The sequence below is a fragment of the Shewanella spartinae genome (assembly GCF_019457555.1).
GTDB lineage: Bacteria > Pseudomonadota > Gammaproteobacteria > Enterobacterales > Shewanellaceae > Shewanella > Shewanella loihica.
This window is the reverse complement of the sequence record NZ_CP080418.1, coordinates 2,299,227-2,325,438: the sequence shown is the minus strand read 5'-3', so window position 1 is coordinate 2,325,438 and position 26,212 is coordinate 2,299,227. Positions and strand designations below refer to the sequence as shown.

Here is a 26,212-nt window from a genome sequence, read left to right as displayed (position 1 = left end):
GTGACATTATTAGCCATCGTTACCCTATTCACTCCATAACAACACTCAAATTTTGTCAATCACGAAGTATTAGAGTTAGAAGGGAATCTCACTGCTAACTCGTTTTGGGGCAAAGATGTGTTGAACTTGATCGCCTCAGACACACCTATGGACACTTCTGAGTTATAAAGTGACAACTAGTAATGTCAGCTCTCTTTACCAACAAGTTATCTGTTGGGGGCGTTTTAGTTTTTGGCATATCAGTTTCTTATTGTGGATAAGGTTTAGTTAAAAGGAACTCTATCTTTCTCTTTTAATCGCTGCTGTAGTCTTGGGTTAAGTGGGCCCGTAAACTTGCATGACTTATCTTTATCACCACGAAATGAACTGCATGCCACGAAGAGTCTTTTATTCTTACTATTTGCTCGCACAACTTTCGGGGCTTTACAGTTAGGACAAAGCTGAAACCTGGATTTACAGCTGATGCACTCACCGTAGTTTTCCTTTTTGATAGCAATACCGCCGCAATCATCACAATCAACGGCTTCAGTGAGACACCCTAAACCTGTAGAGCACTCATACACACCCCATGCACCCCACTTCGGTTTCATGTACCCAGTTTTACACTTAGGACATTTTCTGGCAGCTAGCTTCTCTGGAGTAAAGTGCTCTGACACAATATTCAATTGATATTCAGGTCTAAGAAGCTCTAGAACAAACTCTGACGGCTCTTTAGGATCAGCTATGAGATAGCATCGTTTTTTTGAGCGGGTGATGGCTACGTAGAATAGGCGACGTTCTTCAGCATGCGGATAGATATCAATGGTAGGCATCAATGCGCTGACAATTTCGTTTTCCTTTCTTTCACTTGGAAATCCAAAAAATCCCTGATTTAAATCCAAGATAAAGCAGTAATCAGCTTCAAGACCCTTGGAACCATGCAATGTCCAAAAATCAATGTTGTTAAAACCACTGTGTCTACCAAATCTTTCCTTGGCAGCATTCTTCGTTTTATTGTATCTCGACAAAATACTAATAGAAGCTTGTGGGTCTTCTTTGTAGATTTCAAGCATGGCTCTTTCAACTACATTCAACGTGGCTAGTAACGGATCTTTCTCATCATCTTGATTATCCATTAGATAGACTTCAGAGCTATTAACCTGAGTATGAGTAACTATATCCTTTTTGTACTGCTCTGGATTCTTCATTACAAATCCACCAGCAGTATCAGCAATACTGTTGTTATAGCGGAATGTCTTTTGCAACATCGTTAGAGCATGATTGCCTAGCTTTTCTTTAAACCTCGTCGTGTACTCTAACTTACCACCAGTAAATGCATAGATTGCCTGCCAATCATCTCCAACAACCGTTAAACTACTGTCTTTGGCTTTGAGTAATTCAAGTAAGAAGTTCCAACGAGATACAGAGATATCTTGGAATTCGTCAACTAAGATGTACTTCCACTGAGGCTCGAACATTCCATCACGAAGATACTCCGTCGCTAATAGAATCATATCGTCGTAATCAATCTGGTTTCTACTTCTAAGCTCAGCAACATATGCTTGACGTAAACTCTCAATCAGCAACATATGGCTTTTAGCGTTTTGAACGCCAGCTTTTTCGAGACGAGCTTGTATTTCATAGCCTTCGATAGCTTCTGAACGAACAGCAGCCAACGTAGCACTTAACTCATTAACTGCATTCTTGATAAAATTCTGTTGCGTAACAGCAGCAATAATTTGTTCTTTCGAAATTGGACTCAACTCGACTTTATAATCAACAAGTTGCCTCTCTAGCTCTGACTCAAGCTCACCATCACACCAATTATAATGGAATGTTTTAACCAACCTTGTACCCATATCGTCATGGAGTGCAATCTTCTCTTTAATCTGTTGTTTATACTTAATATTGTTGATACCCGCTCTAGTCTTACCGTCTTTGTCTATACCAAAGTGTTCAATGAAAACATTCGTATCTCTAACTTGGAAATCAGGATGGTACGGAAAGCCAATATCCTTACTAATCTCATTTCCATAATTTGGTTCATATTTGTAGTTAACACCGTTTTTGAACAACCAGTTAGCAACTAATACTTCTTGATAACCTTTAACTTCTACACCATTAAGCGTGATGTATTTCTTGCCTTTTAGAGCTTCCTGATGAGCTTCTTCAGATTCGGCTAAGAACGGGTTATATGCATAGTAAACAGTTTCAATGAATGCATTTAGATTATCCTCGCTGTCTTCTATGAACGTTACCAACCAGTTATTGATGAACTCCTTACGAGCCCCATCTTTTCTTAATCGACTCATTCTGAGTTTTTTGAATTCCTCAACAGACATTTTTTGGGCTTTTGCGATTATCTGATAACCACGACTGTGGAATGTTGAGATTTGTTTATCTAAGTCATATGAGATGTTTGCTTTCTTGAGTCTTTCTTTGGAGCGAGCTTTTAGTTCTTTTGCAGCTTCACGACCATATGCTAAAACCATAACTTCGTTAGGCTTTGCTAAACCACGCTCCAAGATATCTGTTGTTTTAGCGACCATAACTGATGTTTTACCAGTACCCGCTGCCGCAAGCACCATGTTGTAATCATCATGCTGTACAACTGACAAACGTTGTTCTGGTGTTAGTGGGTTATTCTCAATGCTGTCGTAAAAAGCTTCACGACCTTCTAGCACTCTGCTGGTATGAATAGCTCTTAATGATTCAGCAGATTTCGATAAAGGGCTTAGCTCAGCCAACTTTTTCATTCTATCGAAATGTTCTTGCGATATGTGCGAACTCCAAGATTCACTATTTTTGTTAAACAAACGAACCATTGGCTCAATTATAGACTGAACTTCGGAGATTTTAGATTCACGAAGATACTGACCAACAGCAGCTTTTGAAAACTTACTGTAAGTATCTTTAATCTGCGTCTCTATGAATGACTTGATGTTGAAATTGATAGTGTTGAACTGTGGGATTACTTTTAGATGACTAAGACCACTGACATTAATAACCCCACTATCTGTAGTTATCTCAAACTTATGTCCAAGCAATGAACGCTCTATCGTACAAAAACCGAGTATTTCTGAGTAATTCACCCTTTGAGTACGGGACTTGTAAACAATCTTGAGAGAGTGCTTTCCGAGCACAATCCCTTTGCAATTACCCAGTAAATTGACTCTCGATTTGAGGATCTGCTGTGCCATTCAAAATTCCTGTATCTATGAACAGGTTAATCATGCCATAGGTCACATACTCAATGAACAGGAACTCATATATTTTGTTGAATTTTCAGTTAGCTATCAATCTATCAATAATCCATCTAGAATTTGCTGATCAATGTCTCTGATAAGACTCTTAACCAACTCAATTAGCTCAATCACATCCTGCTGAGACACATTAACAGAGAACCCATCTGACTTTTTTCCATTGCGATGCACAATGTCATGCCTAACGAAAACCGACTGTCTTAGTTGATCCAATTTATCCTCTGGGAAATCACAGGCCAGAACTTTTTGATACAGATCTTTTACGGTATCAATGTTATGGAATGAGATTTTATCGATTTCCGTATTTAGCGTCTTATCAAGTGTGTCTAAAAACGCAAACACGTCTTTCTTAGCTAGTTTTTCTTTAAAAAACTGATGTGATTCAACAAATCGTCGCTTAACTGCACTTTGGTTCAACACATGGCTTTTCATTGTGTCAGACAGATACGCCTCCATCGCAGTAATCACACTGGCAAACACCATTCTTTGTAGTGTTGCATTTTCCGTTGATTCGTTTAGAACTGCTAGCTCATTCAAAGAAGCATAAAAGTTCTGATGAAACTTTGTTTCTCCTGCCTGAACCTCAGCAATATCGTCAAAATCGGTAACCCATCCATCGTTAACTATGTCAGTGATATCAAGCACACACTCTGCTTCGTCATCGCAATGCTCTAAAAGAACCACGGCATAAGTTTCAGCATACTTACATGGGAATGAAGTACCAGCGAACCCCTGATGTTCATCATAAACACTATGAAATGCAGAGAGCATGAATGACAGTAGTGGCTCACCATCAATGTTAACTTTGGGATTAAAGCAATCGGTATCTAAATCCGCACTCGACTTATCAAATACTTTGGGAAGTGTTTGCAGCCAATCTTGAAAACTATGACTCTCAACAATTTTTAAATCAGCTAGTATCTGGTCAACATCATCAACATAGATGCCATTTTTATTGCTTTTGCATAACTCTAAGGTCTCTTTCATTTCCTTGATCCAAGAGCTTTTAACGTCATTAAAATCCTGTTCAGCAAATCTCAAATCGTAACCTGCAAGCTGTAAACGCCTCTTCAGAGTTTTTGCATTAATCTTATATCCAATGAAATCTTGCAGCCCTTCATCATCGTGAACTTCCCGCACCCTATCTTGCTTGGTGAAAAACCACTCATCATAGGTGTTTTTCCAAGATAGAAGCTCGTGGCTGTTAATATTTATGTCTGCAAAACTTCCCATTAGTTAATCCTCGACTCACATCACTACTTTGATCTGAGCAATCTCTGGTTCATAATCGGTCCGACTTAATATCTGGAAAGTGATGTTCTCGTTCAATTACAAACGGTGGGCTCGACTCTTTAAGCACAAGATAACTCTTTGACAGATAGGTAAGTCCCCATTTCACTAGACAATACATTGATTAGAACAAAATAGGTCAAATTCCCATCAGTAAAGTGTGATACATAAATGCGCTAGCTTGGAATGGGGCTTTCAGAGCTAGACGCTCTAACCTATTATACTTTTACGCATGCCATTCACTTAACAAGAATTTACCCTTAACACCTTTAACCTGGTAATTCATAGCTTCAAATACATCTTCAAAGCTATGAGTATCTATAGCTAGACCTGGCAATGCCATAGTGCTTTGAATCATGAACTTCTGCTTTTCATTTTCATTACTCCAGGCCTCTTGCCACCACTCCAAAACTCGATTTTTTGACTGCTGTAATTGTGCTGCACTAGGCACCCTATCTTTCTTGCGCAGATTTTCAGCTACTGACGATGGAAGCAAGTTCCACAAATTGTTATTTGGCCAGTGAGCAAATGGTATGCAATGGTCTATGTGATAGTTTTTACTAATATCTTTACCACTCCACACTGACTCCAACCTACTTTTCTGACGTATTAACTCGTCTGCGCGTTGTCGCACAGCTCTGGTATCATGCTTAGCGTCTTCCCATTGTAGTGCTTGATAGTACTGTTCAAGTGATACTTGTCTTGATTTGTTCAACGCGAAACTTTGCATCAGCCCTATCCACTGATTCACAATAAGTGGCTCTATCCAACTTCCAAACACCTTTAAACTGTGCCAAAACTGTTCATCGAGAATGAATTCACCGAAAGATTCGAGGTATTGTCTATCAATTATCACTCGGTCGCTTTTTCGGACGGTTAGCTTATTGACCTGAAATAAATGGTTAGCTTTATCTTTGTGCCATAAATGCTTAACCGGCATATCGCGTATTGTTGCTGCACAATCAGAGAGTGTACCTGTCACTGCTCGGGCCTCTTGGCCGAGAAACAACGCGCCGATAGATAAGTCATTGGTATGGAGAAGGCTATTCAAAGAGCGCCAGTTATCTTTGATGAAACCCAGCCCTTTCGTTTTATTGCTGCTCTGTTGAATTCCGCTATGACTCTCATGGTAATCATCATCGCTGCCTTGCTTTAGCGGATAAGATAGAAGGCGGTGATATTGCTTGGTCCAGTAAAGCGATACAAGCCCTAATGGAAGCGCCACTTTACCGTCCGTCTTATCTATAACGCATCCAGGATGCGCATCAGCTATTCGGACCAATGCCCGCAGGAGCGCGAGTTTGTAGGTTGCGACTTTACTGTCGTTAACCAAAATATGCCGAATTTTAAGCAGTGCCCCCGAACCATCGTCGGGCATATTAATTACAACCGTTTCCCAGTTAACTGCGTCGCGCTTCATATTGTCCGGCGCGCTCTGTACATGAACCACTTGCAAGCCATGTATCTTGGCAAGTGTTTCTTGCTCACTGACGCTCACCGGATAGCTGACGCGACCATCATCAAACTCACCATGGCGAAGTGTAATAATCAACTTTCCGTTGGGTGCTAAAAGGTTACTGAGCTTTCGAAATGCACGCTGACGATGGGACTCAGCCAAATGCATCCACACCGCGCTGACGAGAATAACGTCGAACTGAACACCCAGTGAAAGAATATTTTTTAACTCGGGTAACTTATCATTCAGCCAGGTCACACTGTGTGATTGGGTATAGCGCTTCCCTTCTGCGCGCATTTCATCGTTAGGTTCAAGTGCATATACTTCGCAGCCTTGATGGGAAAACCACTTTGCATCGCGCCCGGTGCCAGCCCCGACATCAAGCACGCGCTGTTCGGCTGTCGGCCAAAAGTCTTGCCATGATTGATGCACATCTTCAAAGCGTTGTGCGTTGTATTGGGTGCAGAGTGCTTTCACATGCTCGGTGTAAAAGTTTTTCATGAGCTAGTACTTTCTTGGGGCATCATGGTCGCCAAATCTGTCTTGTTCATCTCTATCAACTCAATCATCATCGCCAGTTAGTACGACCTTAAAACGAACTGGATGGTGGTCAGAATACCGAGCCCTGAATGCATTGTGGTTGTACGGGGAGCCTGGGTATGGAGTCGTAAAATCCTCAAACCAGTCATCTTTCATCTCATCTATTAAGTCGATGACTTCAAACTGCCCGCCCAAAAACAAACTACTTGTATTTGAGGTCGGAAAGATGACGTTGTCATACGGCCGGGGACTATTAACGTTAGTGTTGGTCATGAGACAACTATCCCCTGCATTTAGTGCAGACAATGCGTCAGGTAAAATCGTTGAGATTTCATCGCAGTCTTCGAAGTTCATGTCGCCTAATACAAAGAAATCTCGTTCAACAGAATCGTTCTCTTCTATCCATTTGGCTACTTCGAATAGCTCACCTTTACGGCGTACCTCATCCTTCTTACTTGTGCCAGGTTGCAGATGGACAGATATCAGGACAAAGTCATTCCCCGTCGCTTTTGCTTTAAACGGAGTAGCGTATGGGACGCGCTCGAACTTATCGTTATTGGAGCGATCTGCCGCTAAGAACCCCTTTGGCAAGCTTGGTTCATATTGCACTTTGTCTGGTTTAAAAAACGTGACAAACCATTCAGTTGCAGCACTATTAAGGTGTATGGTGTCATTCGTGCCCGTGTCTTCTTCTGACAGAATGTAATCAAACCCATATGAGGACATAGCTTCAAAAAAGCGCCGAGCTTCAACATCTGGCTTGTATGAGGTGTTGTCTGGAAAGGTACCATCGTAAGGTGGTGCTACGAGCTCTTGAATGACGACGATATCCTCATTCGCTAATAGTTGAGCTAGCGCCTTATCATCGCGGTCTTTAAAGTTACCCAGAAATTGAATATTGAAAGACACAATCGAAAGGTAATTAGTTGCAGCAGCGCCATTAATTGGGAGCAGACAGTCTTGGGTATGGCAATGGTATGTACGGGTTGACCTATCAAGGTGGCCACCATTTTCATCTTTTGCACCACTATGACCAATGGCACTAGGCGTGAGCACGGTAAAAGCCAAAGCGAATGCGATTCGGCGTATTAAGCCCGCGTACACCCTATTCATACAAACCTCCATGTTTATGACATTACAGCGATTGAAAGACCAACCCTTGGTTTCATTTCTCGCCGATACTTGATATGTCTCTTCGGTAAGCTAAATAACTTTGCCGAGAAAAGCTAGCAAAATCTGCACACTAGCGGACTTTGGTGTAGGGCTATTTGGGTGGTAAAAATCAAAACGGATTGTGACCTTTCGCTGAACCGAGCTGTAGCATGCACAAGGAAAGCTCCCGAATATTGCCAAAAAACTAAATTCAGCTAAAATACTGTACAAATAAACAGTGTCAGCCATAAATGAAAGTCATACCCATTTTAGCCAGTGCCGGGATAACCGGCTTTGAGTCCCCAGCAACGGACTATAAACAGTTGCCATTAAGCCTCGATGAGTTGCTTATTGAACACCCTAGCGCCACCTTTATCGGCCAGGCAAGTGGCGACTCAATGCAAGGTGTTGGCATCTTTGATCAAGATATACTCATTGTAGATAGGCACGTAACCGTCAAAAACCAAGACATTATCGTTGCGAACTACAATGGCTGCTTTGTTTGCAAAATCATAGATACAGTCAACAGGCAGTTGATATCTGCGAACGAATCTCATATGAACACACCTATTTTTGAGCATGATTCCTTTACTATTGAGGGCGTGGTGATTCGTTCAATTCGCTGTCACAGGCAAAGCTCGATACTGAGCAGGAGTTAATAACCTTGTTTGCTTTGGTCGACGCTAATTCCTTTTATTGCAGTGCTGAACAGGTGTTTCGACCTGAATGGCGTGGAAAGCCAATAGTGGTGCTCAGCAATAACGATGGGTGCATTGTCGCGGCTAATCGTCAGGCCAAGGAAGCGGGGATAAGTAAGTTCGTCCCCTACTTTCAGGTAAAATCATTATGTCAGCAGAAAGGCGTGATTGCTCTGTCATCCAACTATGAACTATACGGCTCTCTTTCTGCCGCCATGATGGAAGTTATTGGTCGGTTTGCGCCTGAACAACACATTTATAGTATTGATGAGTCATTTTTATCTTTCAGAAATGTTTACCCGGCTATCCCCTGTCTAATATCTCACGGCCATAAAATCCGCAGAGCCGTATGGAAAGAAACAAGGTTGCCGGTGTGTGTAGGTATAGGAGAGACTCTCACACTAGCCAAAGTAGCAAACCATGCGGCTAAACACCTACCAGGCTACGCCGGTGTTTGTGCTATCACCACAGATGGGCAGCGCAGTTGTATTCTCGAGCAAATGGAGACTCAAGATGTATGGGGAGTGGGTAAGCGTATCGCAAAACGCCTCGCGGCTCTTCGTATCAATACAGCATTAGACTTGGCCCGGTTTGAACCGAGTGTTGCGCGTCAGCAATTTAGTATTGAACTCGAGCGCACAGTAAGAGAACTCAATGGCATTCCATGCAAAGGCTGGGATGCTGCAAGGGCTGATAAAAAGCAGATTTTTTCAACGAGGAGTATGGGTAACCGTATTTCTGATAAAGCATCCCTACTCCAAGCTATCACCAAGCACGTCGCCATCGCAGCAGCCAAAGCAAGACAACAAGGCTCCCTTTGCAAAACGTTGCTTGTCTTTGCGAGTAACTCACCGTTTGATGAGCGTCCGACAGGATTCAAAATCACGCTCCCCCTCGAGATACTAACGAATGATACATGCGAATTGATAGAAAAGGCTGTGCACTACAGTAGCCTTAGATTTCAACCAGGGGTACGTTACTACAAAGTTGGCGTAGGCCTGATTGAGCTATGTAGCGAAAAGCACCTCCAACAAGATCTATTCAATCAACCTAAGAGTTCGACTCTAATGAAGGCGCTTGATTGTATCAATGCGCGTTATGGAGCTGACTCGCTTTTTGTAGCTGGCCAAGGCGTTGAGCCGAAATGGCAAATGAGGCGAGACTTTCTAACTCCGCGATATACGACACGGTGGTCAGACATTCCTAGGATTAAGTGTTAGAAGAGGGAGCTAACAAAGGAAAGTAATTTCATCTGCAATGCGGCTTTCTTGAACTAGTGGGTTTGCCTAAGTTCAGCTCTATTGCTACAGAGAGGCATAACTAGAAGAGCCATAACTAGAAATTGGACAAAAATGAGTCATTGGCTTTGCTTGATTAGCGTTTTACGGATTACTTTATGTGTGGCAAGGATTCTCAGCTAGTGGCCAAACCCACCCATCCTCTACAGTTCGAAAAATAGTACTTTGAGAAACAGTTAAGCGCTAATAAATCGAGTAATTAACAAGCAACCACATCTCCGGCATTAATAGCAACAATCATAGTCGTGAATGCTCAACAAATTCTGTTTCAATAGATTAGTTTTGATAAAACTTACTGTTGTAGTATTCCGCTCGCTCTATTAAACCCAATGCGACTTCGCTTGTACCATCTTCGGCTTTCATCTTTCCAATAAATGTCTCTTTAAACACCGGGTAAAGGTTTGAAAATATTTCTGTGAGTGTTGCCGACAGAACAGTTACAACTTGATGGAAATCGACCTCTATCTCCGTGATAACATTTTTGTGCTCCGCTTCTAGAACCAATTCCTCGCCGTCCGGTCCAGTATGCTTGCCTGAACTTCCAAAAGCTTCCATTGCACTTGCCGCATAATAAAATTCTGGGAGGCTCCCCAAAGTTCTTCTCTCTCCCCGGTGAAAAAGTCTATCTCTTTCCTCACGCAAATGTTTTCCCGTTTCAGCCACTTCATCTATTAGCTCTATTAACCTATTGTTAGTTATTTTTTTATTCCTAATTAACGCTTTTCTGGATACCTTTCGCGGAGACAGGCCAACCTCACAAACCGATTCAATCAATAGAAATACGCAATCCCTAATCGACGTTACTCTACCTAACATGACATCTAGAATCGAACGAACCCAGTTGTAACGTGAAATATTTCCAAGTGGCGTTTCAACCGGAAGATTCGTCAGTGACAATAGTTGGTAGATAGTTTCAAGTGACTTAAATGTATCGTTCAGGGCACTTGCCCTGTGATGGACGTGCAAAACGTAGTTCACGTCGGAAGGAGTTGTTCCAAATTCAAAATCTCGAAAGTAGAGCGGTTGGTATAAGTCGTACACGACGCCGATGAATAGGCATCCATCTAGAGCCTCACGATCAAACTTTATTTCTGACATATCAGCTCTTGTTCCTAAGTTGGCTGCGTCTAAATTCCTTAGCAGATTCCAGCCACTTGGGTTGCTTTAAGTTGTCCACAAACCATCTAATGAATTTTTCAGAATAGCGAGGTCTCCCATCAATCACCCAACGCATATCTGACTTTGGCTGACTATTAATTTTGTGTTTATTCAGCACGGCCTGAAAAGCGCCACTCTTGATTGAAATAGTTGCCTGCCGTTTGTTTATTTCATCAAGGGCCTCGTTCGTATGGTAGGGGTGTGTAGCATCTGGATCTTTAGTCTTCGTGATGATAATAGCCCCTTCACCGGCATCACCTACACTAAGTGACAGATCGCTTTCATCTTCCCGTTTAACAAGCGCAAGCCTGTAGTCAACCGGGATTGAGAACTCCGTAGAATCAACCTTCTTCGATGTTTCGTCAAAGCGCTGAATGAATTTCGATACTGATTGAGCTGCATGCTTACCATACAACTTTTGAATTAATGCTACTTCTGGAGCGGGGCCATCTACTACCAAACTCAGCATACCCACACTTTGCCCAGCAAGAGGGGCATTACCCATTTCATTCCTATAACGTGTCTGATAGTTCAGAACGGTTGCTTGAAAAAGCCGGGACAATTGTGGCTGTAATTCTGGTATCAGCAAATGGATGGCGTGGTCACGTAAATCAATAATCGTCTCTAAATTGATTCTGACAGGATCTTTTTCTTGCAGCCTCCTTTTAACCGCATCTGAAATAGATATACTTTTATCCCCATCATAAAAAATTTTTTCATACCCTTCAGCCTTGAGTATTTCTGCTTTGAGTAACAGTTCCCAAGCATTGACCATCATGATTGCGAAGGCCTCAACACGATTTTTCATACTTGGTCGGTTATATACCTCCAGCGCTAAAGTAAACGCATCGAGACTCCGACTAACCAGCTTGTCGTGAAACTGCTCTTCCGGTTTTTTTTGCTTAGCTTTCGCTGACTGACTCATTACCGCAAGGAACTCGTCATTTGATAAGACACTTATCCCTTCAATTCGGTATTTGGCACGTGAACCAGCATGAAAAATGTACTTATCAAGCAACTTCTCATTAATGTACTTGTTGATGGAGTTTTTACTATACGTGGTGCGTTGGGCTACCATCTCAGCGGTAAAGGTAGTGCCGTTTTCTTCAAACTCCCTTAAAACATCAGCCAACGCGATCTGGTTATTATTCCTTGCCAATTTATTCATGTCCTTGTGTAGATCTTGATAGAAGCAAGTTGTTGGTATGCCCCTAGAACAATAGACACTTTTCAGCATTACTAAAATTAAGTCAACAGGCAAGTACCTACCAAAGCTAGTTCAGTCATGCGAAACACGAAAAGGGGCATTTTCATGCTAGTGGATAGTTTGCCAGATAAAGTTGGGAGAACATTGTGCTGCACTCACAGTAATAGATTAACCCCGGCCTTTTCTACTTTGAATGCCCAGCTTTGCGATATTGCATTATTTAGAAAAGAAGCGATTTTACTCATCATTGTCAGCTAAGCAAACATTGTCTCGATACCGTGCATTGAGCTCCTTTATTTTGGCTCTGTGATGGACTTCTGATCTTAAGATAGTGATTGAGTTGGCAGCATGTACGCCAATGCTATTCTTTCCCATATTGATCACTTCAATGGGAGGCAATTGATTGCCGTCTGCGTCGTAGATGTTATCTAGGTAGAGCGATTCGCCTTCCGCTCGGGTAAGTATCAGCATTATACGTCCTTGTTAATGTGTAGAACTATTAGTGTAGAACACAAAGAAAGATAAGCGTAACACACTGGCCCTCCCCCTTTAGTTAACCGATCTGTAAATGCAACTTTTAACCAAAAGAGGAGTGGCTGATGCATTTGAGCAGTCGCTAGAATGGTCAAAAATGCAATTTATATTGCGAAGCATCGTTAATGCATTCCAGAGATGTGTATCAGTCCGCAAAAGTTATCAGCTATCATTTTTCATGTACTTCTGTAGTGTTTTCTGGTCAACCTGAAGGTTTTTACCGGCATTACTCCAAGTCCCAAATTGGCGTTTCGCAGCCCTTGCTAGCTCATACTTAAATAGCTTGTCTAATTCATCTTTGGTCGTATTAGACAAGTCCCCAAAACTAAATTTGGTTCCTTCATTCTCCTCAATGTCGTCAAACGCCTGTAGCGAGCAGATGGCTTTGGACAGTGCTTCAGTTGGGCTATAGCTATTCATGTATGCACAGGTAATAAAAGCAAGCTTCTTCAGGTCTCGAAGATTGCCGGCCAATGACGACGACTCTAAAAGTTTATTCAATTGTCTAGATGTAGGCGCATGCTTTGGCAAGCTAGGATTGACGTTTACTTCTCCCCATATTTTTTGCCAGTCGTCTAGTAAGTCTTCTCGACAGATCCTCAGCGGAGGGATTGTGATTGTTAGCATGGAGATCCGGTCAAAGAAATCGGCATCCAAAGTTGTGGCTAGTTCCTTAATGGTTTTATTACTTGCGCAAACCAATTCAAAGTCAGATGTCTCTTCCTTGTCACTACCAACTGAACGATAGTAGTGGTGGTTATCTTGTAATACACGAACAAGTTTACGCTGTACACTAGTCGGTAAGTCTTGGATTTCATCGAGAAATAAAACTTTTCCTTCAGCTTCCCTTAACAGGCCGCTTCTTTGCGTTTCGGCGCCCGTAAAGGCACCTTTTACATGACCAAAAAGCATGCTGTCCACCACCTGGGAGTCCAAACCTCCACAAGCTAAGGTAACCACCTTTTTCTGTTTAACTATACCTACAACACTTTCGATTAAACGGGTTTTCCCGGTCCCCCGCTCACCTAAGACCAATAAAGGGGCTTTGGGTACTTGAGCAAACTCCTTTAATGTTGCTAAAGCTTCCCGCCTAGCCGCAGATTTTGGATCCACTCCGTAGAGGGCATAACTGCCCTCGCTGTTTGAAATTGCGGATATTTCAGCTAAATAAGTATTAACATTGAAGTCAACCGAAGAAATGCTTGTTCTTTTTGTATCAGGATTAAACTGGGATGACCAAAGCTTAGTTCCTGATGGAAAGTGGCCTCGAGCGTGCAAAATTAACCATACAGCGTGCATCGCCGGAGTCCCCGGCGATACATTGATATGAAGGTTGGCGACATCTTTTAGCTCAGGTAAAACGCTTGTCTCTAATCTTTGATAAATTTCATTGTGATTAGCTGGGTTTTCTAGACTTGCTGTTATAAACCTAAGTCCTATGTCTCCAAATTCATGGTTCAAATAAAGGGAGCTGTCGGTATCAGTCTGCACCAATACAATAGCTCTATTTATAAGAACCCTACGATTCTTAAGACACTTGATTGCTTCAACGAGTACCTCAACTCCTGCTCGCTTAGAATGCCAGCAAAGTAAAGTATTGTTGTTTGTTGTCATAGCTAAGCCTCAAGTACAACTACAGCTTTAGGAAACTCATTTTTCTTTAAAGCTTCGGCTAAAGCTAGTTCAGATTCCTTGCGTACAGTGATTGCCAATTGTTTTTTGGTAAGTTTAACCACTTTAGGCTGATAACTTACTTTAGGAACACTCACTTTCTGCTCATTCATCTCCGAATCGGGCAAAACAGTCGGCATATAATGCTCTGGCTTGTTAGCAGAAATGACTGGTGGTTTTACTATCCACTTAAACTCAATCTTGCTACTAGTATTCCTTCGCCAGTCTACCTTAGGAACTTGTTGTTTAAGATTCATTTGGGAAAGGCACTCAGCCTGTAAGGGCTTAAGCTCAATAATCTCTGAATCTTTAGCAGAGTATTCTTTAAACTGGTCGTTTTCCCAAACCTCGAAGCTTCCTGACAATAGTCCCAGTGACATGTTTGTGTGCAACTCTTTATGATCCTTAGCAATAAAGCTGTTTAAGCACGTTTGCAACTCTGAAATTTGGCTGCCCTTTAATGGAATACCTAATTCAAAGCCTTCGTCCATGCCATGTAATTGTAGGTTGGCTGTCATAATCATTGCGCGGTTTCCATCTGCACAGATTGCTTTGGCATGTAACCACCTGAAACACTTAACTACAGCACCCGCTTTACTCATAGCTAACAACGCCGGCATGGCAGCAGGTCTTTGACGTGCAAGAACAGTTACTTTAACTCCCGCACGAGCTTTATTACAGATTGCCTCAATAAGAACATGCTCTTCTTGCCATCCAAAGCTGGAAACGATAAGTTCCCTTTCGGCTTGTTGTATTATCTGAAGTGCTCGTTCACGTATTGTGGCACCTTCACTTGAAGTGAAAAGGACTTCTTCTAGTTGATTAGGGAAATGAACATTCCCTGGTGATTTGTATGAAGCGAATTCTCCCTTGTTTATCATGTGATGCTCTGCACTTTCAAAAATCGCCCACCGGAAAATTTCTATAAATTCTGATATTTGCTGTTTGCTAAGAGATACTGCCAACTCCTCATTTCGAGTCAGTGCTTCATTAGTCAGGTTGGCTGTCAACAGCAGGCCTTTCGCATGATCAATCCCTTGTAATGCATCGACTAAAATGGCCTTTGCGTGAAAATGAGGTGCAGAAGCAAAATGAACGTGGCCAGATAACTTTGCCAACATCGACTTATGCTGTGTGAGACATTTTTTCCCAAAATCATCGTCAGGCTCCGCCCCTTCTAAACGAGTCTCACAAGCTAACAAAAGATAGACTCTGACTTTTCTCATAGCCGCGGCGTATACAGCTGCTTCAACCCGTTCATCGGCAAGCAGGAATGTACAAAGAACAACTGACTCTTTCGCTGAGTCTATTAGCTCTACAGCCAACTCTTGTAAGTTAGATGCGTACACCGAACCATTGTTAGATAATGGCGTTGAGGCATTATCTGTCAGTAGTGGTATAAAAACTGGTGGAAGCTTTACCTTTGATTGATCCACTTCCTGACTTTCACTCTTTGTAAAACGGTTAATTAAATTCATCTCTCTGTCTCCTTACAAGTTCCAATCATTGGCGGCGATCACCTGCCAGTTAGCTTGTGAAAGCTTGTCTGATTCAAACCACAAACTACTGGCAAGCTCATCTCTACTTGGAAGTGACAACTCGAAGCGAGCAAATGGAGCCTGTGACTTCTCTTTCCATGATTCATATTTATCTTTTGATGCATACATGTTGATGCTGTTTGCTAGTCTCCACAATGCCCATTCGTACGCGTCGGTATCGGAATCTGCCGATATGTTCAAATTTTGCAAAGTTAGAGGCTCAAATGATTGGGGGGCGGCCATTGAAACTGGCGATGAATTTGGCGAAATAGTTGGTCTAGCAATTTTGACATTTCGCTTCATGCTAATACGCTCAGCATCAGTTGTTTCATTGAAATTAACAGAAAGCGTTTCAGTGCTCTCGTCCCACTGATTGAGTAGGCCCTCACCATCGAAAAACAAATTCAAAACCTTCATTCGATCGATAGGCTCAACATTTCTAGTGTGGATGACCTCTTTACCCTTCTTCACCGAAATGGAACCTCTGGTAATGTTCCATTCGATTTGGAATTGATTGTCCTGGTCCTGTAAATTCTCACCTTTGTTTTCGATAACATTTACTTTGACTTCATCACCGCCGGCTATCGGTTGAGCTTGCAGATTAGCAATGGATTTAATAATGGGCGGGATCGGTACAAGTCTGTCTTTTCGCGCTATGAGATTATTAGAATTTTTACCCAATCCAACCATGCTAGCACTTGGCTCTGTATGAGCTTCTATGCTCACTAGTTTGTGTGGAAGCAAGGCGTCATTGGATACACATATTTTCCAGCACCCATCCTCGGGAACCATTACTTGTTCTTTATCTAACGCTTCTTGACCGCAATCAGTCAGTCTGTAACTTCCGTAAGTCGATTCAGCCAACTCCAGGCGGATAGCCATGTCTAACAGTCTTTGTGCAACAACTTGACGCCCAATTTTGTCGCCAAATAAATGTTCTGAACATACCTTAGCTTTTGAGTTGGGGTACTCACTTAAAAACGCCAATACACAATTGATCTCAGGTCGCTTACTAGCAGTAGCGATCTCTCCTTGAACAAGCCAGGTCTGTGTTACCAATTTTCGCTTCAAAATGATGTCTTGGCTCATACTGCCTCCAGTGAATCTGCTTCTGTTTCTATCGTCGTTGACCAAAAATCCTGACTAGCAAAAGTTGCCAGTACACCAGATGCCCTTTTCATTGCTGGACGGTTTCCATAAACGATAAGTTGGTGCTTGGCACGCGTAATAGCCACATTGAGTCGGTTGGGACTTTCTAAAAAACTCGTTGGATGATCATTAGCAAAACTGAGTAAAACTAAATCAGCTTCATGGCCTTGAAACCTATCAACTGTGCAAACTTGAACATCTATGACGGGGTTAGTTTTGGTACCACGATAGAAGTGACGAATGCCTTTAGGTTGTTTTGACCATTTACGAAGTTCTTTACGTAGGACACGTTCTTGAGCTTTGTAAAAGGTTAAAACGGCTACTTCCCATGGCTTCTGTCTCCCATTTTCAATGTTTGGGTTTTGAGACGCCCATTGATGGAAAGATTCAAGTTCCTTCAACATCGCTTTGGATTCCGCCAAAATAGCACCATCCTTGTTTTTCTTTCCTTTAACATCGTGCCAAAGACTACGATAGCCGCCCTTTCTGTATCCCCAGTCGCGCTTTTCTGCCTGTCCTTCAGGGCTTATTAGTGCCTTCCCATGGTAAATATGCTTGCGTGAGAACTCTGCGATGTCGGGATGCATTCTGTGTTGGTAAGTAAGAGTTACCTGGCGCTGCCGTAAAACCTCAGGAAGCAGGCCATCAGATAAAGCTGTTCCTTGTCTTTGGTTTTGGGAACGCTCAAAGCCACATTGCAATGACTCTAAGATGGAGGGCAATGCGATTCGACGAACACGATCAATGGCTGCGAACGTTTCTTTCTCAGTTGTACAAGGTAGCAATGTATGAATGTGAGCCTGTAGCTTTTCGGCCGTATCAGACTTGCCGGTAGCTTCAACATTCAAGCGCTGCTCGTACATGCGCGCAAGGCGCCAGGCTGCCATAGCCTCCCAACTTTCGTTGCTATTGTGAATGGTTTGATTGCTTCTCCGGCTATAGGCAGTTAAACGCCGTTCCAGTAAATTTGGCATGACATCTAAATCACGTACAACAGAAATATCTAAAGGAAGGTTAGCCGCATTTTGATTAATGAACTCTTCACTACCAATAATGATAGATGCGGTTGCAATCTCCATCGGTGTGCTGCTTAAGGTTGCAACTGGAACCCCTCTTGCCCTACCTTGCGCTTGATAGAATTCAATCGTTTCAGAAGTAGCATCACATACTAGAGAAACGTTTCGTTTTTTCGCGCTAGGTTGGCTGGCGGCAAAAACATCAGCGCACGCTTTCCTTATATGGTTTTGTGGCAAACATGGCTGTAGGTTTACTTCAGTTGCTTCATCATCAACATAGGGAGAGAGCTGTTTCGGATCGCCAACTAAAATCCACTTCTTTGCTAGCACAGCAGGCACTAAAAACTCCTGAAAGGTAGTTTTAGATGCTTCATCAATAATCATGACGTCAAATATTGGTGAGGAAGAACGTTTGTTTTTTATGTCTGGGTGCTGCAGCAATCCAATCGTCGTTCCACATACTAAGTTAGCGGCTTCTAAAACCATGCGCTCTACAACATAACGACCTTCACTCAGTTTGCTTTTTAGCAGCTGTTGACTGAGTGAAAGTTCCTCTTGACGCTGTAGATGCTGACCCAGACGGGTGCGCTCAGTTTTTACGAACTCCTCAAGTTGCCATTTCTTCACTTTTTGGGAAACGTCAGATTTGTCCCCTATACGCACTGGTAACACCATGTCTTTACAGGCATTGTCATCACTCATTATGCGTTCCAGCACATTGTCAACAGCGACGTGAGTAGAAGCACAAAGCAGTACACGTTTACCACGCTTTACTAACTGAAGAACCAATTCGCAAATGGCTGTCGTTTTGCCTGAACCTGGGGGGCCTTCTAAAAAGGCAAAGTCCGGCGTATTTAAAGCAATATTGACGAATTCTCTTTGTTGACTAGTTCCTGGCCGTTCAGTATTAGTTAGTACAAAATAATCGTTGTTAAACAAATGTTCTTCAAAGGGAACATTTGGCCATTTAACATGATTGATGCCCTCAAAGAGGCGCAGTAAAGGTAGATGATGCCTCGAAGGCGAATCTTGTAGTTTCTGCAAAGCTTTTATTTGACATTGCAATTGATAGGTATTGGGGCGTACCACCAAGTAATCGTATTTAGGCAAGCGATTCAGGAGAATGCTGTCATTTTCAACCGAACGGTCAAGGACCTCTAAAGCGTTTGAAGCCTTAAAGTGTATATTGTCTTGTGGGTTACTGGTCAGGTGCCATCCATAACCATGCTCACATGGATATACCGACAGGTTTCCATTCAGGTCGTTAGCAATTTCCTGCGCATGTTCCTGAGTTGCATATGACATTTTAGGCTTGCCATGGCGAACGCATTTGGGGCACTCCTTAGAAGCACTACCAACTGCTTGCCAGCGAGCTGGACTAGCTTCGTATACCCGCTCTGTATTCTCATCAAGGATGAGCTTTACGTTTTTCTCAAAATCGCCACAATCATCATCAGGTTCTAATAAATGCACCCAAACACCTTCAGATGATTTTTCAATTAGTTCCCAAGCGACCGCTTTTACAGCCTTAGTGCTTTCAAGGTATTTACGGGTTGTATCAAGGTATTTATAGAAATCACCGAGCCCTCTGACCGCATTCTTAAGAAGAATGTCTGGTCGATGTTCTACTAGATTTGCATATCGCAATAACGCCATCGTTGTTCCTTTTTCTGTTGTTAGACATACCGTTTAGATATCAAGGAGCATGCCAACAAGCCTTATTCCATTAAGTTACTGTTTTGCGGTATTTAAAAGATTCCCGTGAAATGTTGTTGGGGATTATATTGCACCTATAGGGAATGAAATTACACCCTTTACCGGGCTGCTTGAACAAGATTTCGACAGCCATCAGTAACGTGCAATAAGTCTATCGATAAACATCGAATCTTGAGTGAACGAAAACGGATAGAAAATACCCGAACAGTAAACTTATCACTTACCAACAACTCGATTTTGAATGCCAATCACCAATCATTGTTCTTTTTGACGACTACATTCTCTCGTGAAAACTTGAACCACTCTTTTATCCGGTACCACCATAGTTTTATCATTAGAAGGTATGTAAAAAACTGTCTTGTTATCACGATATCTGAGTATGTTTCCGCAGTAGCTCACAACCTGACCGGTAGCCGCCTCAACCTGAATGATGTGATTGCCATCTTTCTTGTAGTTCTCTGAATTTGCTCGCGCAGAATGATGTACAACCAGCATGAGCAGTATGAGCCCCAAAGGACTTAGTGTTAGTAACACAAACGCAGAATTGTATCGATTCGGGAGCAGTTGATTAAAGAGGTGCGAATAATTGCTTATAGCCGCCGCTAATAAACTGCTCAACAAAGAAAGGATAACTACTGCGAGGAGATTCTTAGTTGTAATTAAAGCTAAGTACATGCCTCCAATCGTCAGGTAATCGAGAGGCGAACCAAGAAGCTCGTAGTAGGACAAATGAAATGCCTCTAGAAACGAGGCGTCATAAATGAACCCAATCACGTATGTGATGGTGATTAATGCTGATAAAGCAAAACTAGCTAGTTTTAGCATGTTCCTAATCCCTTAATGACATGTTGCCGGACAGCCTAAAGCCCCTTCTCTGTTGTGTAAAGCTGTGCTGTTCACAATTCACCAAAGAACTTTTACTCCCTTATCCCTTTTCCTCACTCAGTAAAACATTGATCGGTTTACATCGATTTTTTGAGTCCCAAAATTTCAAATTTGCAGGGGGCGCAGTTTAAATTTTAGACAGCGCAAAGGTGAAAAAACATGCATCTAGACAGCTATTTGCATTGCTTTTGCTTAGGTTAAAAAAAATTAATAATTGAAAAAAACGTGTTTTTTGGAGGCTATAGAGCTAACCGTCAGTTAAACCAAAAATTAAGTTGACAACTAAGTTGTTAACGCCAAAAGAAAATACTTACCTAAAAAATTTTCAAAAAAATTTTGACATAATATGTCGCAGCAGTATTTTGTAACAAAGTGTAAATCTGCGCAAAAATTAACTGTTATTTTTCAATGAGTTGGAAATATATATTTTTTGAACCCCTGTTCGTTTTTTGGGCAAAATCAAGTTATCAACAGCTTTATCCCCGAAATTATCCACAAAACTTTTTTCGAGTTTGGGTGTAACAGTAAACATAAATGTGTCGTAATACGCGGACTTAAAAAATTTTGAAATCTCTTTTTTAAATTTTTAGAGGCTGATTTTTCTGAGATTTTTTTGAGTTTTTGTCGTTGAATGGGGAGAAGACCCAAAATCCTAGTCAAACACCTGTTTACCCGCCAATAGGCTATTATTTGTTCAGCGCGACATGATGAGGAAAAAAAGTTGAATACGCGACGTGTACCGAGAAAACGGAGAGGACGTAACGTAACATGGATGTTCAGTGCTAAGAATGGTCAAAGTATCTTTATTGACTCATTCTTAGAGCAAACTTATGCCTACCTGCTTGAGCTATCTGCAGAGGTAAAGAGTTATGCCACCCAACCTGAAAGCCTCCATGTGAGGATAAATGGTCGGAAGTCGACATATACTCCAGACTTCTTAGTGGCAAATGTCGATGGCTCTTCCTACTACGTCGAAGTACACCATACCGAATTCATCAATGAAACGTTCTTATCCAAAATGGAAGCGGTAAGCGAACACATCAAAGCGCACTCCACTTCAGGTTTTATTATTGTCACAAACAAAGACCTGCCTACTGAGCTTGGGGAAAACCTGAAGCTAATTACCGTCAACAGAAATAAAACCGCACTACAACACGTTAATGTAGATACCCTGCCCTTAGAAACAACGTTTAGCGACCTACACCAATGCCTTTCAGCGGTAAGTTCTGATCCCGCAGGTGCGATATATGAACTACTTGCACAGCAGGAATATGAATATCAAGAGTGTTTACCGTTAAACCCTGATTCGCTCTTAAGGAGGATCAGCTGATGGGACAACAAGCCTTGCCTACACTCAAACGTTATCAGACTGATACCGGGGCAATCCTTACACAGATATTCGCAGATGAAAACCTGGTTATTCTTGACGACGAAACCGGTGAAAACCATCGCGAATATTATGAAATGGACAAGTTTGCAGAAAAAATAGTTAATGGCGAGCTACAAGAATTTGAAGCAAAGTCAGAACCCTGCATATTGAATGAAATGCAACAAGAAGTCCTTAAGCGGAAGTTGGCCTATGTACATACACTAAATGAGATAGTCAATGACCCAAAACGCCACCTGGCACCAACCACTCCTGCAGCCTACGAAGCGATGAAAGAAATTTTGTTGAAGAGGCAACCAGAACTTGTCTACAAGAATTTACCCGGGCGGTCGACAATCTGCAGTTACTGGCAGCGATGGGTCACTAGTGGTTTTGACGACAATTCTCTAGCGCCCAAAAAGAGAAAAACATCACTCCGCCTGGATCTTGAAAGTGAGCTATTTCTTGAGGAGTTGATATGCACCGATTTCTGTAAGGGAACTTACTCTACCGTTATTGGATGTTACGACGCATATAAAGATAGTGTAGAAAAAAGTGCTAAGCCTTTGAAACTTGCTTCCTACAGCACATATCGGCGTCGAATCAGAAGATTGAGCGAGTACGAAGAAAAATTGAAAAATCCTAATCTTCATGAATCTGAGAGAGCATCACTACTTCGGACTTTATTAAAGAAAGTCAAACTAACCTATGTAGGTGAGCGGATTGAACTCGATAAACTTTGCTTGAATTTTTGCTTGATAGATGATGAAACAAACCTTCCGACAGAAAAGTTGGGGATATATGTCGCATTTGATGCCTATAGCCGTTATCCCATAGGTATCGTTTTAGAGTTCGGACAAAGTGAAAATAAAGAATCTGCAACCCGCTTAGTTCAGTCCATTTTTGAGTCGGACAAATTTTTGCCCGCCAGTATAAAACCGCAAGACCTTGTTACAGACAATGGACCCGGATTCAACAATAGCGTACTTCAATCGGTAGCTTCGAACTTAGGGGCGAACCTGATCTACAACCCAGCATATTGTCCGGCAATGAAACCATTTGTTGAGTCATTTAATAACACTCTTAGGAAGAAGTTTTTCCAAGGGTATAAAGTCAATCTGAAGGATGGAAGCAGAGTGATTGGAATACCTGGCTACTTTCCTAAGAGAACAAAAAATGATTACGCCGCAGTTGACCTTAAAAAACAAGCGAAAATGACAGTCAGTGACTTTATAAAGCATTTCAACCGCTTTCTACAGGAGTACACTCTCACCAAACATAGTCAAACAGGCGAAACACCAGCGGAACGATTTAACAGAAGTCTAGTAATGCGCTCAAAGAAAGATTCGACCTATGACGAAGTTTTTGCAGCATTTCATGTATATACAAAACCAAACACTCGGAAGCTGCAAGATAGAGGTTATGTCTATTGTTTTAATCATTACTACTCTTCACTTGGGTTGAAAAGGCTCTTCATACAAATGAAAACGTATGGCTCTGGTACACCAGAAGTCACGGTTCTATACAACCCTTTTGATATAAGACATATCACAGTAATAGGTCAAATCCCAAAAACCGGACAGGTTATCAAAGAAGTGGTACCAATAAAGTCAATAGAAGAATGGCCTCATCCAGTATCGGTCGAAGAAATGCATGGGAAAAAGCCTAAAGCCATAACAGTGTACCTTGAAGACAAAGGGTTCGAATATACCAATGAAGTCCATAGTGAACTGCATAAAGTAAAAACCCGAAGAAATCGCTCTGGAAAGGCTGTTAGCTCGTTCGAAGACAACAATTCAAACCATCTATCGGCTCTAGATAGGATAAATGCTTCGCACCATAAAGTGACTAAAGAACGGACTGCCTATGATGCTAATCTGACCTGTGAACTCCCAGAAGAAGGTATTGAATCAGATGTTAAACGTCGTAATGAGGGTGACTTATGGGATTAAATAATCATGGCCTAGCGCACATGGAAATGCCTCTGACTATGGCGTCTCATCCTACCTTAAAAGCGGCTTGGAAAGCGATGAACCATGTTCATTATAATTTTAGGCAGCATGAAAAAGCCTTTGGATTGCTTATTACTGGCCCTTCTGGAATTGGGAAGTCCTTTTTAGCTGAGACCTACACGAACCAAAGTGTTCCTAAAAAGACTATTGAGCTGAACACTATACCGGTGCTCCACTTTGAGGTGCCGATTGCGACAAATAGTCCAGGGATACTGCTAAGAAGCCTTATTAAAGCAATGGGAGCACCAGTACCACGTAAGACTGTAGAGTTTAGTGAATTGTTCGCGCAGTTCAATTACCTGCTAAAAGCCTTTGAAGTGGAGTTGCTAATCCTCGATGAAGTTCAACACACACTTCCGAAGCGTGATGGTATAAAAACGCAAGAAATGCTTAAATTTTTTGCCAGTCTATTGGACCAATCAAGGGTGCCTACTGTGTTCATGGGAACAAGAGCAGCAGAACGTCTAATGAATTTTGGTAAGAGCAAAGGTACCTATGATGACGACGAACAACTTTCTCGACGTTTAATCAAACCGATTAAATTGCACGAGATTTTACCAAGAAACATAGAATGCTTTGAAGCTTTTAACTTCTTCTTTGCTAAAGCGAACTTGCCTCTACTCGCTCAAGACGAAAAAGATATTATTGCAAGATTGTGCCTTGCATATAGGAACCACTATTTCGGTACTTTGGACAAACTGTTCAGCGGCTATGATTTCTCATATGTTACCGACCGCAAATCTTTACTTAATGCCTTAAAGAAAAGCTTCGAGCTTAACTGCCCCCAGGAAGATAATCCTTTTTGCACTAAAGCATTCAGTGCAACCGATGCCAACTCAATGATGGAGCACCATCGGGAACAGGTGTTAGATTGGAGACATGATAATGGCTATTAAGCCTTCCCCAATACCAAATGAAAGCGGTATTGGATACGCGCTACGCTACGCCCAGCGTAACGGTATTCAGTACCTATCCTCACTTTATAAAGCGCAGGAGATAGAATGGCTCTGTAAAGGTATTAATAGCAAAAAGATTGATACAGGTAGACTACTTGAGATAGAAGCGACTGAGTCACTGAGTGCTACTTTTAACCCCCTGTTCAAAGTCAATCGATTGCTGACTGCTAGAGTTTGTTTAGATTGTATAACCAACAACCAGTTAATTGCGAAGGAAGTACAAAACCCTTTTGTCACAACGTGTAGTGTGCACAAAGCTCACTTTGTTGAGTGGTGCCGGTGTTGTAATAAGCACCTGGAATGGGATATTAGTTTGCTAGATGCGAGATGTACTAATATCAACTGTGGCGCTTTACTCGCTCCTCACTTAAATGCTGGCTATCCAGGAGATCTAACTGAACAACAAGTATCTGACTGTCTACTGGCTAACTACTATTACTCAATAGCACCAGGCAATTTACATTGCGTGGGTTCAAAATGGCCAAAACTGGAGCTGCCAACTCAGGCGGTTACGAATGGATTTAGGCTGCTAACCAGCAAAGAAGCGGCAAATGACTGGCTCCTTAAACTAGCTAAAGAGTTTCCCGGAGCATGGCCATCAACATTTCGAAGTATCATCAACACAACGTTAGCCAATTTGATAGGTGATTGGAAAAATAAGGCCCTATTTGAAAAGCAATTGTTTAGGCCATCACCCCCCTGCTTATCCAACACATTAAAGGTTAGTGTTGAACAAGCAACCAAGTTGTTGGTGACAAACCGAGATGGTCTACAAAGGCTGCAAGAAGCAGAGTTGGTATCTCGGACGCACTCTCGCCTTCATTTAGATTCAATTATCGATATCAGCCTTGTCCTAGTGCTGCTAGAAACGCAAAAGACAAAACAGCGTTGCCAGAAATCACTAATGGAACTTCGCGAGATAATGGATTTTTACGCACTTAACCTGGTCGATATTCTCATTGCCATTAAGTCTGGTGTTTTAACCACAAACTACAAACCTGGTTCGCACATTACTGATTCAATTTTTGTGACAGAACAAGAGCTAAAAACCTTTGGACTGAGAAAGTTTCAGGAGTTTCGGCCTCAATATGTCTCTTTCAATAAAGCCAGTAAGCTCACCAAGGTGTCAGTATCTAGTCTACGGTTGCTGAGAAAGCTAGGGAGATTAAGGCCTCCAAGCGTTGCTATTCATGGTGGTCATGATTTATGTAATTTCGAAGACGTTATCGCACTGCGCAATAGCGTTGAATCTGACCAGTTAGACCTCTTTGCATCACGGGTACCAAAGCCGAAGAGGAGTCACCTGGTCGATAAAGTAGGAGGTTAAA

At 42.0% G+C, this 26,212-nt stretch carries 18 protein-coding genes; 6 read left to right on the top strand and 12 right to left on the bottom strand.

Features of this window, described 5'->3' with window-relative positions:
* Nucleotides 1-263: 263 nt before the first annotated feature.
* The 4 genes from K0I31_RS10330 to K0I31_RS10315 all read right to left on the bottom strand — a co-directional run bounded on the left by K0I31_RS10330 (nt 264) and on the right by K0I31_RS10315 (nt 7,641).
* The gene (locus K0I31_RS10330) at nt 264-3,179 is read right to left on the bottom strand and encodes a UvrD-helicase domain-containing protein (protein ID WP_220078319.1); all 2,916 of its coding nucleotides are present in this window, start codon (nt 3,177-3,179) and stop codon (nt 264-266) included.
* Nucleotides 3,180-3,275: 96 nt separating this feature from the next.
* On the bottom strand, nt 3,276-4,475 hold the full coding sequence (locus tag K0I31_RS10325; protein WP_220078318.1) for a HEPN/Toprim-associated domain-containing protein: 1,200 nt from the start codon (nt 4,473-4,475) through the stop codon (nt 3,276-3,278).
* A 283-nt stretch (nt 4,476-4,758) separates the two neighbouring features.
* Entirely contained in the window at nt 4,759-6,489 is a 1,731-nt protein-coding gene (locus K0I31_RS10320) for a class I SAM-dependent methyltransferase (protein ID WP_220078317.1), read from the bottom strand.
* 60 nt (nt 6,490-6,549) lie between these two features.
* Nucleotides 6,550-7,641, bottom strand: coding sequence for an endonuclease/exonuclease/phosphatase family protein (locus K0I31_RS10315; RefSeq protein WP_220078316.1), 1,092 nt, complete (start codon nt 7,639-7,641; stop codon nt 6,550-6,552).
* A gap of 290 nt (nt 7,642-7,931) precedes the next feature.
* Between K0I31_RS10315 and K0I31_RS10310 the strand changes: the two genes are divergently transcribed.
* Both K0I31_RS10310 and K0I31_RS10305 read left to right on the top strand, forming a co-directional pair.
* Entirely contained in the window at nt 7,932-8,339 is a 408-nt protein-coding gene (locus tag K0I31_RS10310) for a LexA family protein (protein ID WP_081730731.1), read from the top strand.
* A 5-nt stretch (nt 8,340-8,344) separates the two neighbouring features.
* Nucleotides 8,345-9,598, top strand: coding sequence for a Y-family DNA polymerase (locus K0I31_RS10305; protein WP_220078315.1), 1,254 nt, complete (start codon nt 8,345-8,347; stop codon nt 9,596-9,598).
* A 354-nt stretch (nt 9,599-9,952) separates the two neighbouring features.
* On the opposite strand, the gene K0I31_RS10300 is transcribed toward K0I31_RS10305, so the two are convergent.
* The 8 genes from K0I31_RS10300 to K0I31_RS10265 all read right to left on the bottom strand — a co-directional run bounded on the left by K0I31_RS10300 (nt 9,953) and on the right by K0I31_RS10265 (nt 20,490).
* A complete protein-coding gene (locus K0I31_RS10300; protein ID WP_220078314.1) occupies nt 9,953-10,774 on the bottom strand; it encodes a Cthe_2314 family HEPN domain-containing protein in 822 nt (273 codons plus the stop codon).
* A gap of 1 nt (nt 10,775) precedes the next feature.
* Nucleotides 10,776-12,002: a DUF3644 domain-containing protein gene (locus K0I31_RS10295; RefSeq protein ID WP_220078313.1), complete on the bottom strand. Its 1,227-nt coding sequence runs from the start codon at nt 12,000-12,002 to the stop codon at nt 10,776-10,778.
* Between the two features lie 276 nt (nt 12,003-12,278).
* The gene (locus K0I31_RS10290) at nt 12,279-12,512 is read right to left on the bottom strand and encodes a carbon storage regulator (RefSeq protein ID WP_220078312.1); all 234 of its coding nucleotides are present in this window, start codon (nt 12,510-12,512) and stop codon (nt 12,279-12,281) included.
* A gap of 225 nt (nt 12,513-12,737) precedes the next feature.
* A complete protein-coding gene (locus K0I31_RS10285; RefSeq protein WP_220078311.1) occupies nt 12,738-14,189 on the bottom strand; it encodes a sigma 54-interacting transcriptional regulator in 1,452 nt (483 codons plus the stop codon).
* Between the two features lie 2 nt (nt 14,190-14,191).
* A complete protein-coding gene (locus K0I31_RS10280) occupies nt 14,192-15,724 on the bottom strand; it encodes a phospholipase D-like domain-containing protein (protein WP_220080743.1) in 1,533 nt (510 codons plus the stop codon).
* Between the two features lie 12 nt (nt 15,725-15,736).
* Nucleotides 15,737-16,873 (bottom strand): hypothetical protein, encoded by a 1,137-nt coding sequence (locus K0I31_RS10275; RefSeq protein WP_220080742.1) that lies wholly within the window; start codon nt 16,871-16,873, stop codon nt 15,737-15,739.
* Complete coding sequence (locus K0I31_RS10270; protein ID WP_220080741.1) at nt 16,870-19,605, bottom strand: AAA domain-containing protein; 2,736 nt, start codon at nt 19,603-19,605, stop codon at nt 16,870-16,872. The genes K0I31_RS10275 and K0I31_RS10270 overlap by 4 nt, the downstream gene beginning before the upstream one ends.
* 315 nt (nt 19,606-19,920) lie before the next feature.
* Nucleotides 19,921-20,490: a hypothetical protein gene (locus K0I31_RS10265; RefSeq protein WP_220080740.1), complete on the bottom strand. Its 570-nt coding sequence runs from the start codon at nt 20,488-20,490 to the stop codon at nt 19,921-19,923.
* A gap of 781 nt (nt 20,491-21,271) precedes the next feature.
* Between K0I31_RS10265 and K0I31_RS10260 the strand changes: the two genes are divergently transcribed.
* The 4 genes from K0I31_RS10260 to K0I31_RS10245 are packed head-to-tail and all read left to right on the top strand — an operon-like array spanning nt 21,272 to nt 26,211.
* Complete coding sequence (locus K0I31_RS10260; RefSeq protein WP_220080739.1) at nt 21,272-21,880, top strand: Tn7 transposase TnsA N-terminal domain-containing protein; 609 nt, start codon at nt 21,272-21,274, stop codon at nt 21,878-21,880.
* Nucleotides 21,880-23,868 carry a TnsB C-terminal domain-containing protein gene (locus tag K0I31_RS10255; RefSeq protein WP_220080738.1) on the top strand — a complete coding sequence of 663 codons (1,989 nt, stop codon included), beginning with the start codon at nt 21,880-21,882 and terminating at the stop codon, nt 23,866-23,868. The genes K0I31_RS10260 and K0I31_RS10255 overlap by 1 nt, the downstream gene beginning before the upstream one ends.
* Nucleotides 23,859-24,824 (top strand): TniB family NTP-binding protein, encoded by a 966-nt coding sequence (locus K0I31_RS10250; RefSeq protein WP_220080737.1) that lies wholly within the window; start codon nt 23,859-23,861, stop codon nt 24,822-24,824. The genes K0I31_RS10255 and K0I31_RS10250 overlap by 10 nt, the downstream gene beginning before the upstream one ends.
* A complete protein-coding gene (locus K0I31_RS10245) occupies nt 24,814-26,211 on the top strand; it encodes a hypothetical protein (protein WP_220080736.1) in 1,398 nt (465 codons plus the stop codon). Before K0I31_RS10250 ends, K0I31_RS10245 begins: the two co-directional genes overlap by 11 nt.
* Nucleotide 26,212 lies beyond the last annotated feature (1 nt).

What these genes read in the sequence shown, in the direction of transcription:
- K0I31_RS10330 (WP_220078319.1), bottom strand. Translation starts at nt 3,179, where the DNA reads ATGGCACAGCAGATCCTCAAATCGAGAGTCAATTTACTGGGTAATTGC.
- K0I31_RS10325 (WP_220078318.1), bottom strand. Translation starts at nt 4,475, where the DNA reads ATGGGAAGTTTTGCAGACATAAATATTAACAGCCACGAGCTTCTATCT.
- K0I31_RS10320 (WP_220078317.1), bottom strand. Translation starts at nt 6,489, where the DNA reads ATGAAAAACTTTTACACCGAGCATGTGAAAGCACTCTGCACCCAATAC.
- K0I31_RS10315 (WP_220078316.1), bottom strand. Translation starts at nt 7,641, where the DNA reads ATGAATAGGGTGTACGCGGGCTTAATACGCCGAATCGCATTCGCTTTG.
- K0I31_RS10310 (WP_081730731.1), top strand. Translation starts at nt 7,932, where the DNA reads ATGAAAGTCATACCCATTTTAGCCAGTGCCGGGATAACCGGCTTTGAG.
- K0I31_RS10300 (WP_220078314.1), bottom strand. Translation starts at nt 10,774, where the DNA reads ATGTCAGAAATAAAGTTTGATCGTGAGGCTCTAGATGGATGCCTATTC.
- K0I31_RS10295 (WP_220078313.1), bottom strand. Translation starts at nt 12,002, where the DNA reads ATGAATAAATTGGCAAGGAATAATAACCAGATCGCGTTGGCTGATGTT.
- K0I31_RS10290 (WP_220078312.1), bottom strand. Translation starts at nt 12,512, where the DNA reads ATGCTGATACTTACCCGAGCGGAAGGCGAATCGCTCTACCTAGATAAC.
- K0I31_RS10285 (WP_220078311.1), bottom strand. Translation starts at nt 14,189, where the DNA reads ATGACAACAAACAACAATACTTTACTTTGCTGGCATTCTAAGCGAGCA.
- K0I31_RS10280 (WP_220080743.1), bottom strand. Translation starts at nt 15,724, where the DNA reads ATGAATTTAATTAACCGTTTTACAAAGAGTGAAAGTCAGGAAGTGGAT.
- K0I31_RS10275 (WP_220080742.1), bottom strand. Translation starts at nt 16,873, where the DNA reads ATGAGCCAAGACATCATTTTGAAGCGAAAATTGGTAACACAGACCTGG.
- K0I31_RS10270 (WP_220080741.1), bottom strand. Translation starts at nt 19,605, where the DNA reads ATGGCGTTATTGCGATATGCAAATCTAGTAGAACATCGACCAGACATT.
- K0I31_RS10265 (WP_220080740.1), bottom strand. Translation starts at nt 20,490, where the DNA reads ATGCTAAAACTAGCTAGTTTTGCTTTATCAGCATTAATCACCATCACA.
- K0I31_RS10255 (WP_220080738.1), top strand. Translation starts at nt 21,880, where the DNA reads ATGGGACAACAAGCCTTGCCTACACTCAAACGTTATCAGACTGATACC.
- K0I31_RS10250 (WP_220080737.1), top strand. Translation starts at nt 23,859, where the DNA reads ATGGGATTAAATAATCATGGCCTAGCGCACATGGAAATGCCTCTGACT.
- K0I31_RS10245 (WP_220080736.1), top strand. Translation starts at nt 24,814, where the DNA reads ATGGCTATTAAGCCTTCCCCAATACCAAATGAAAGCGGTATTGGATAC.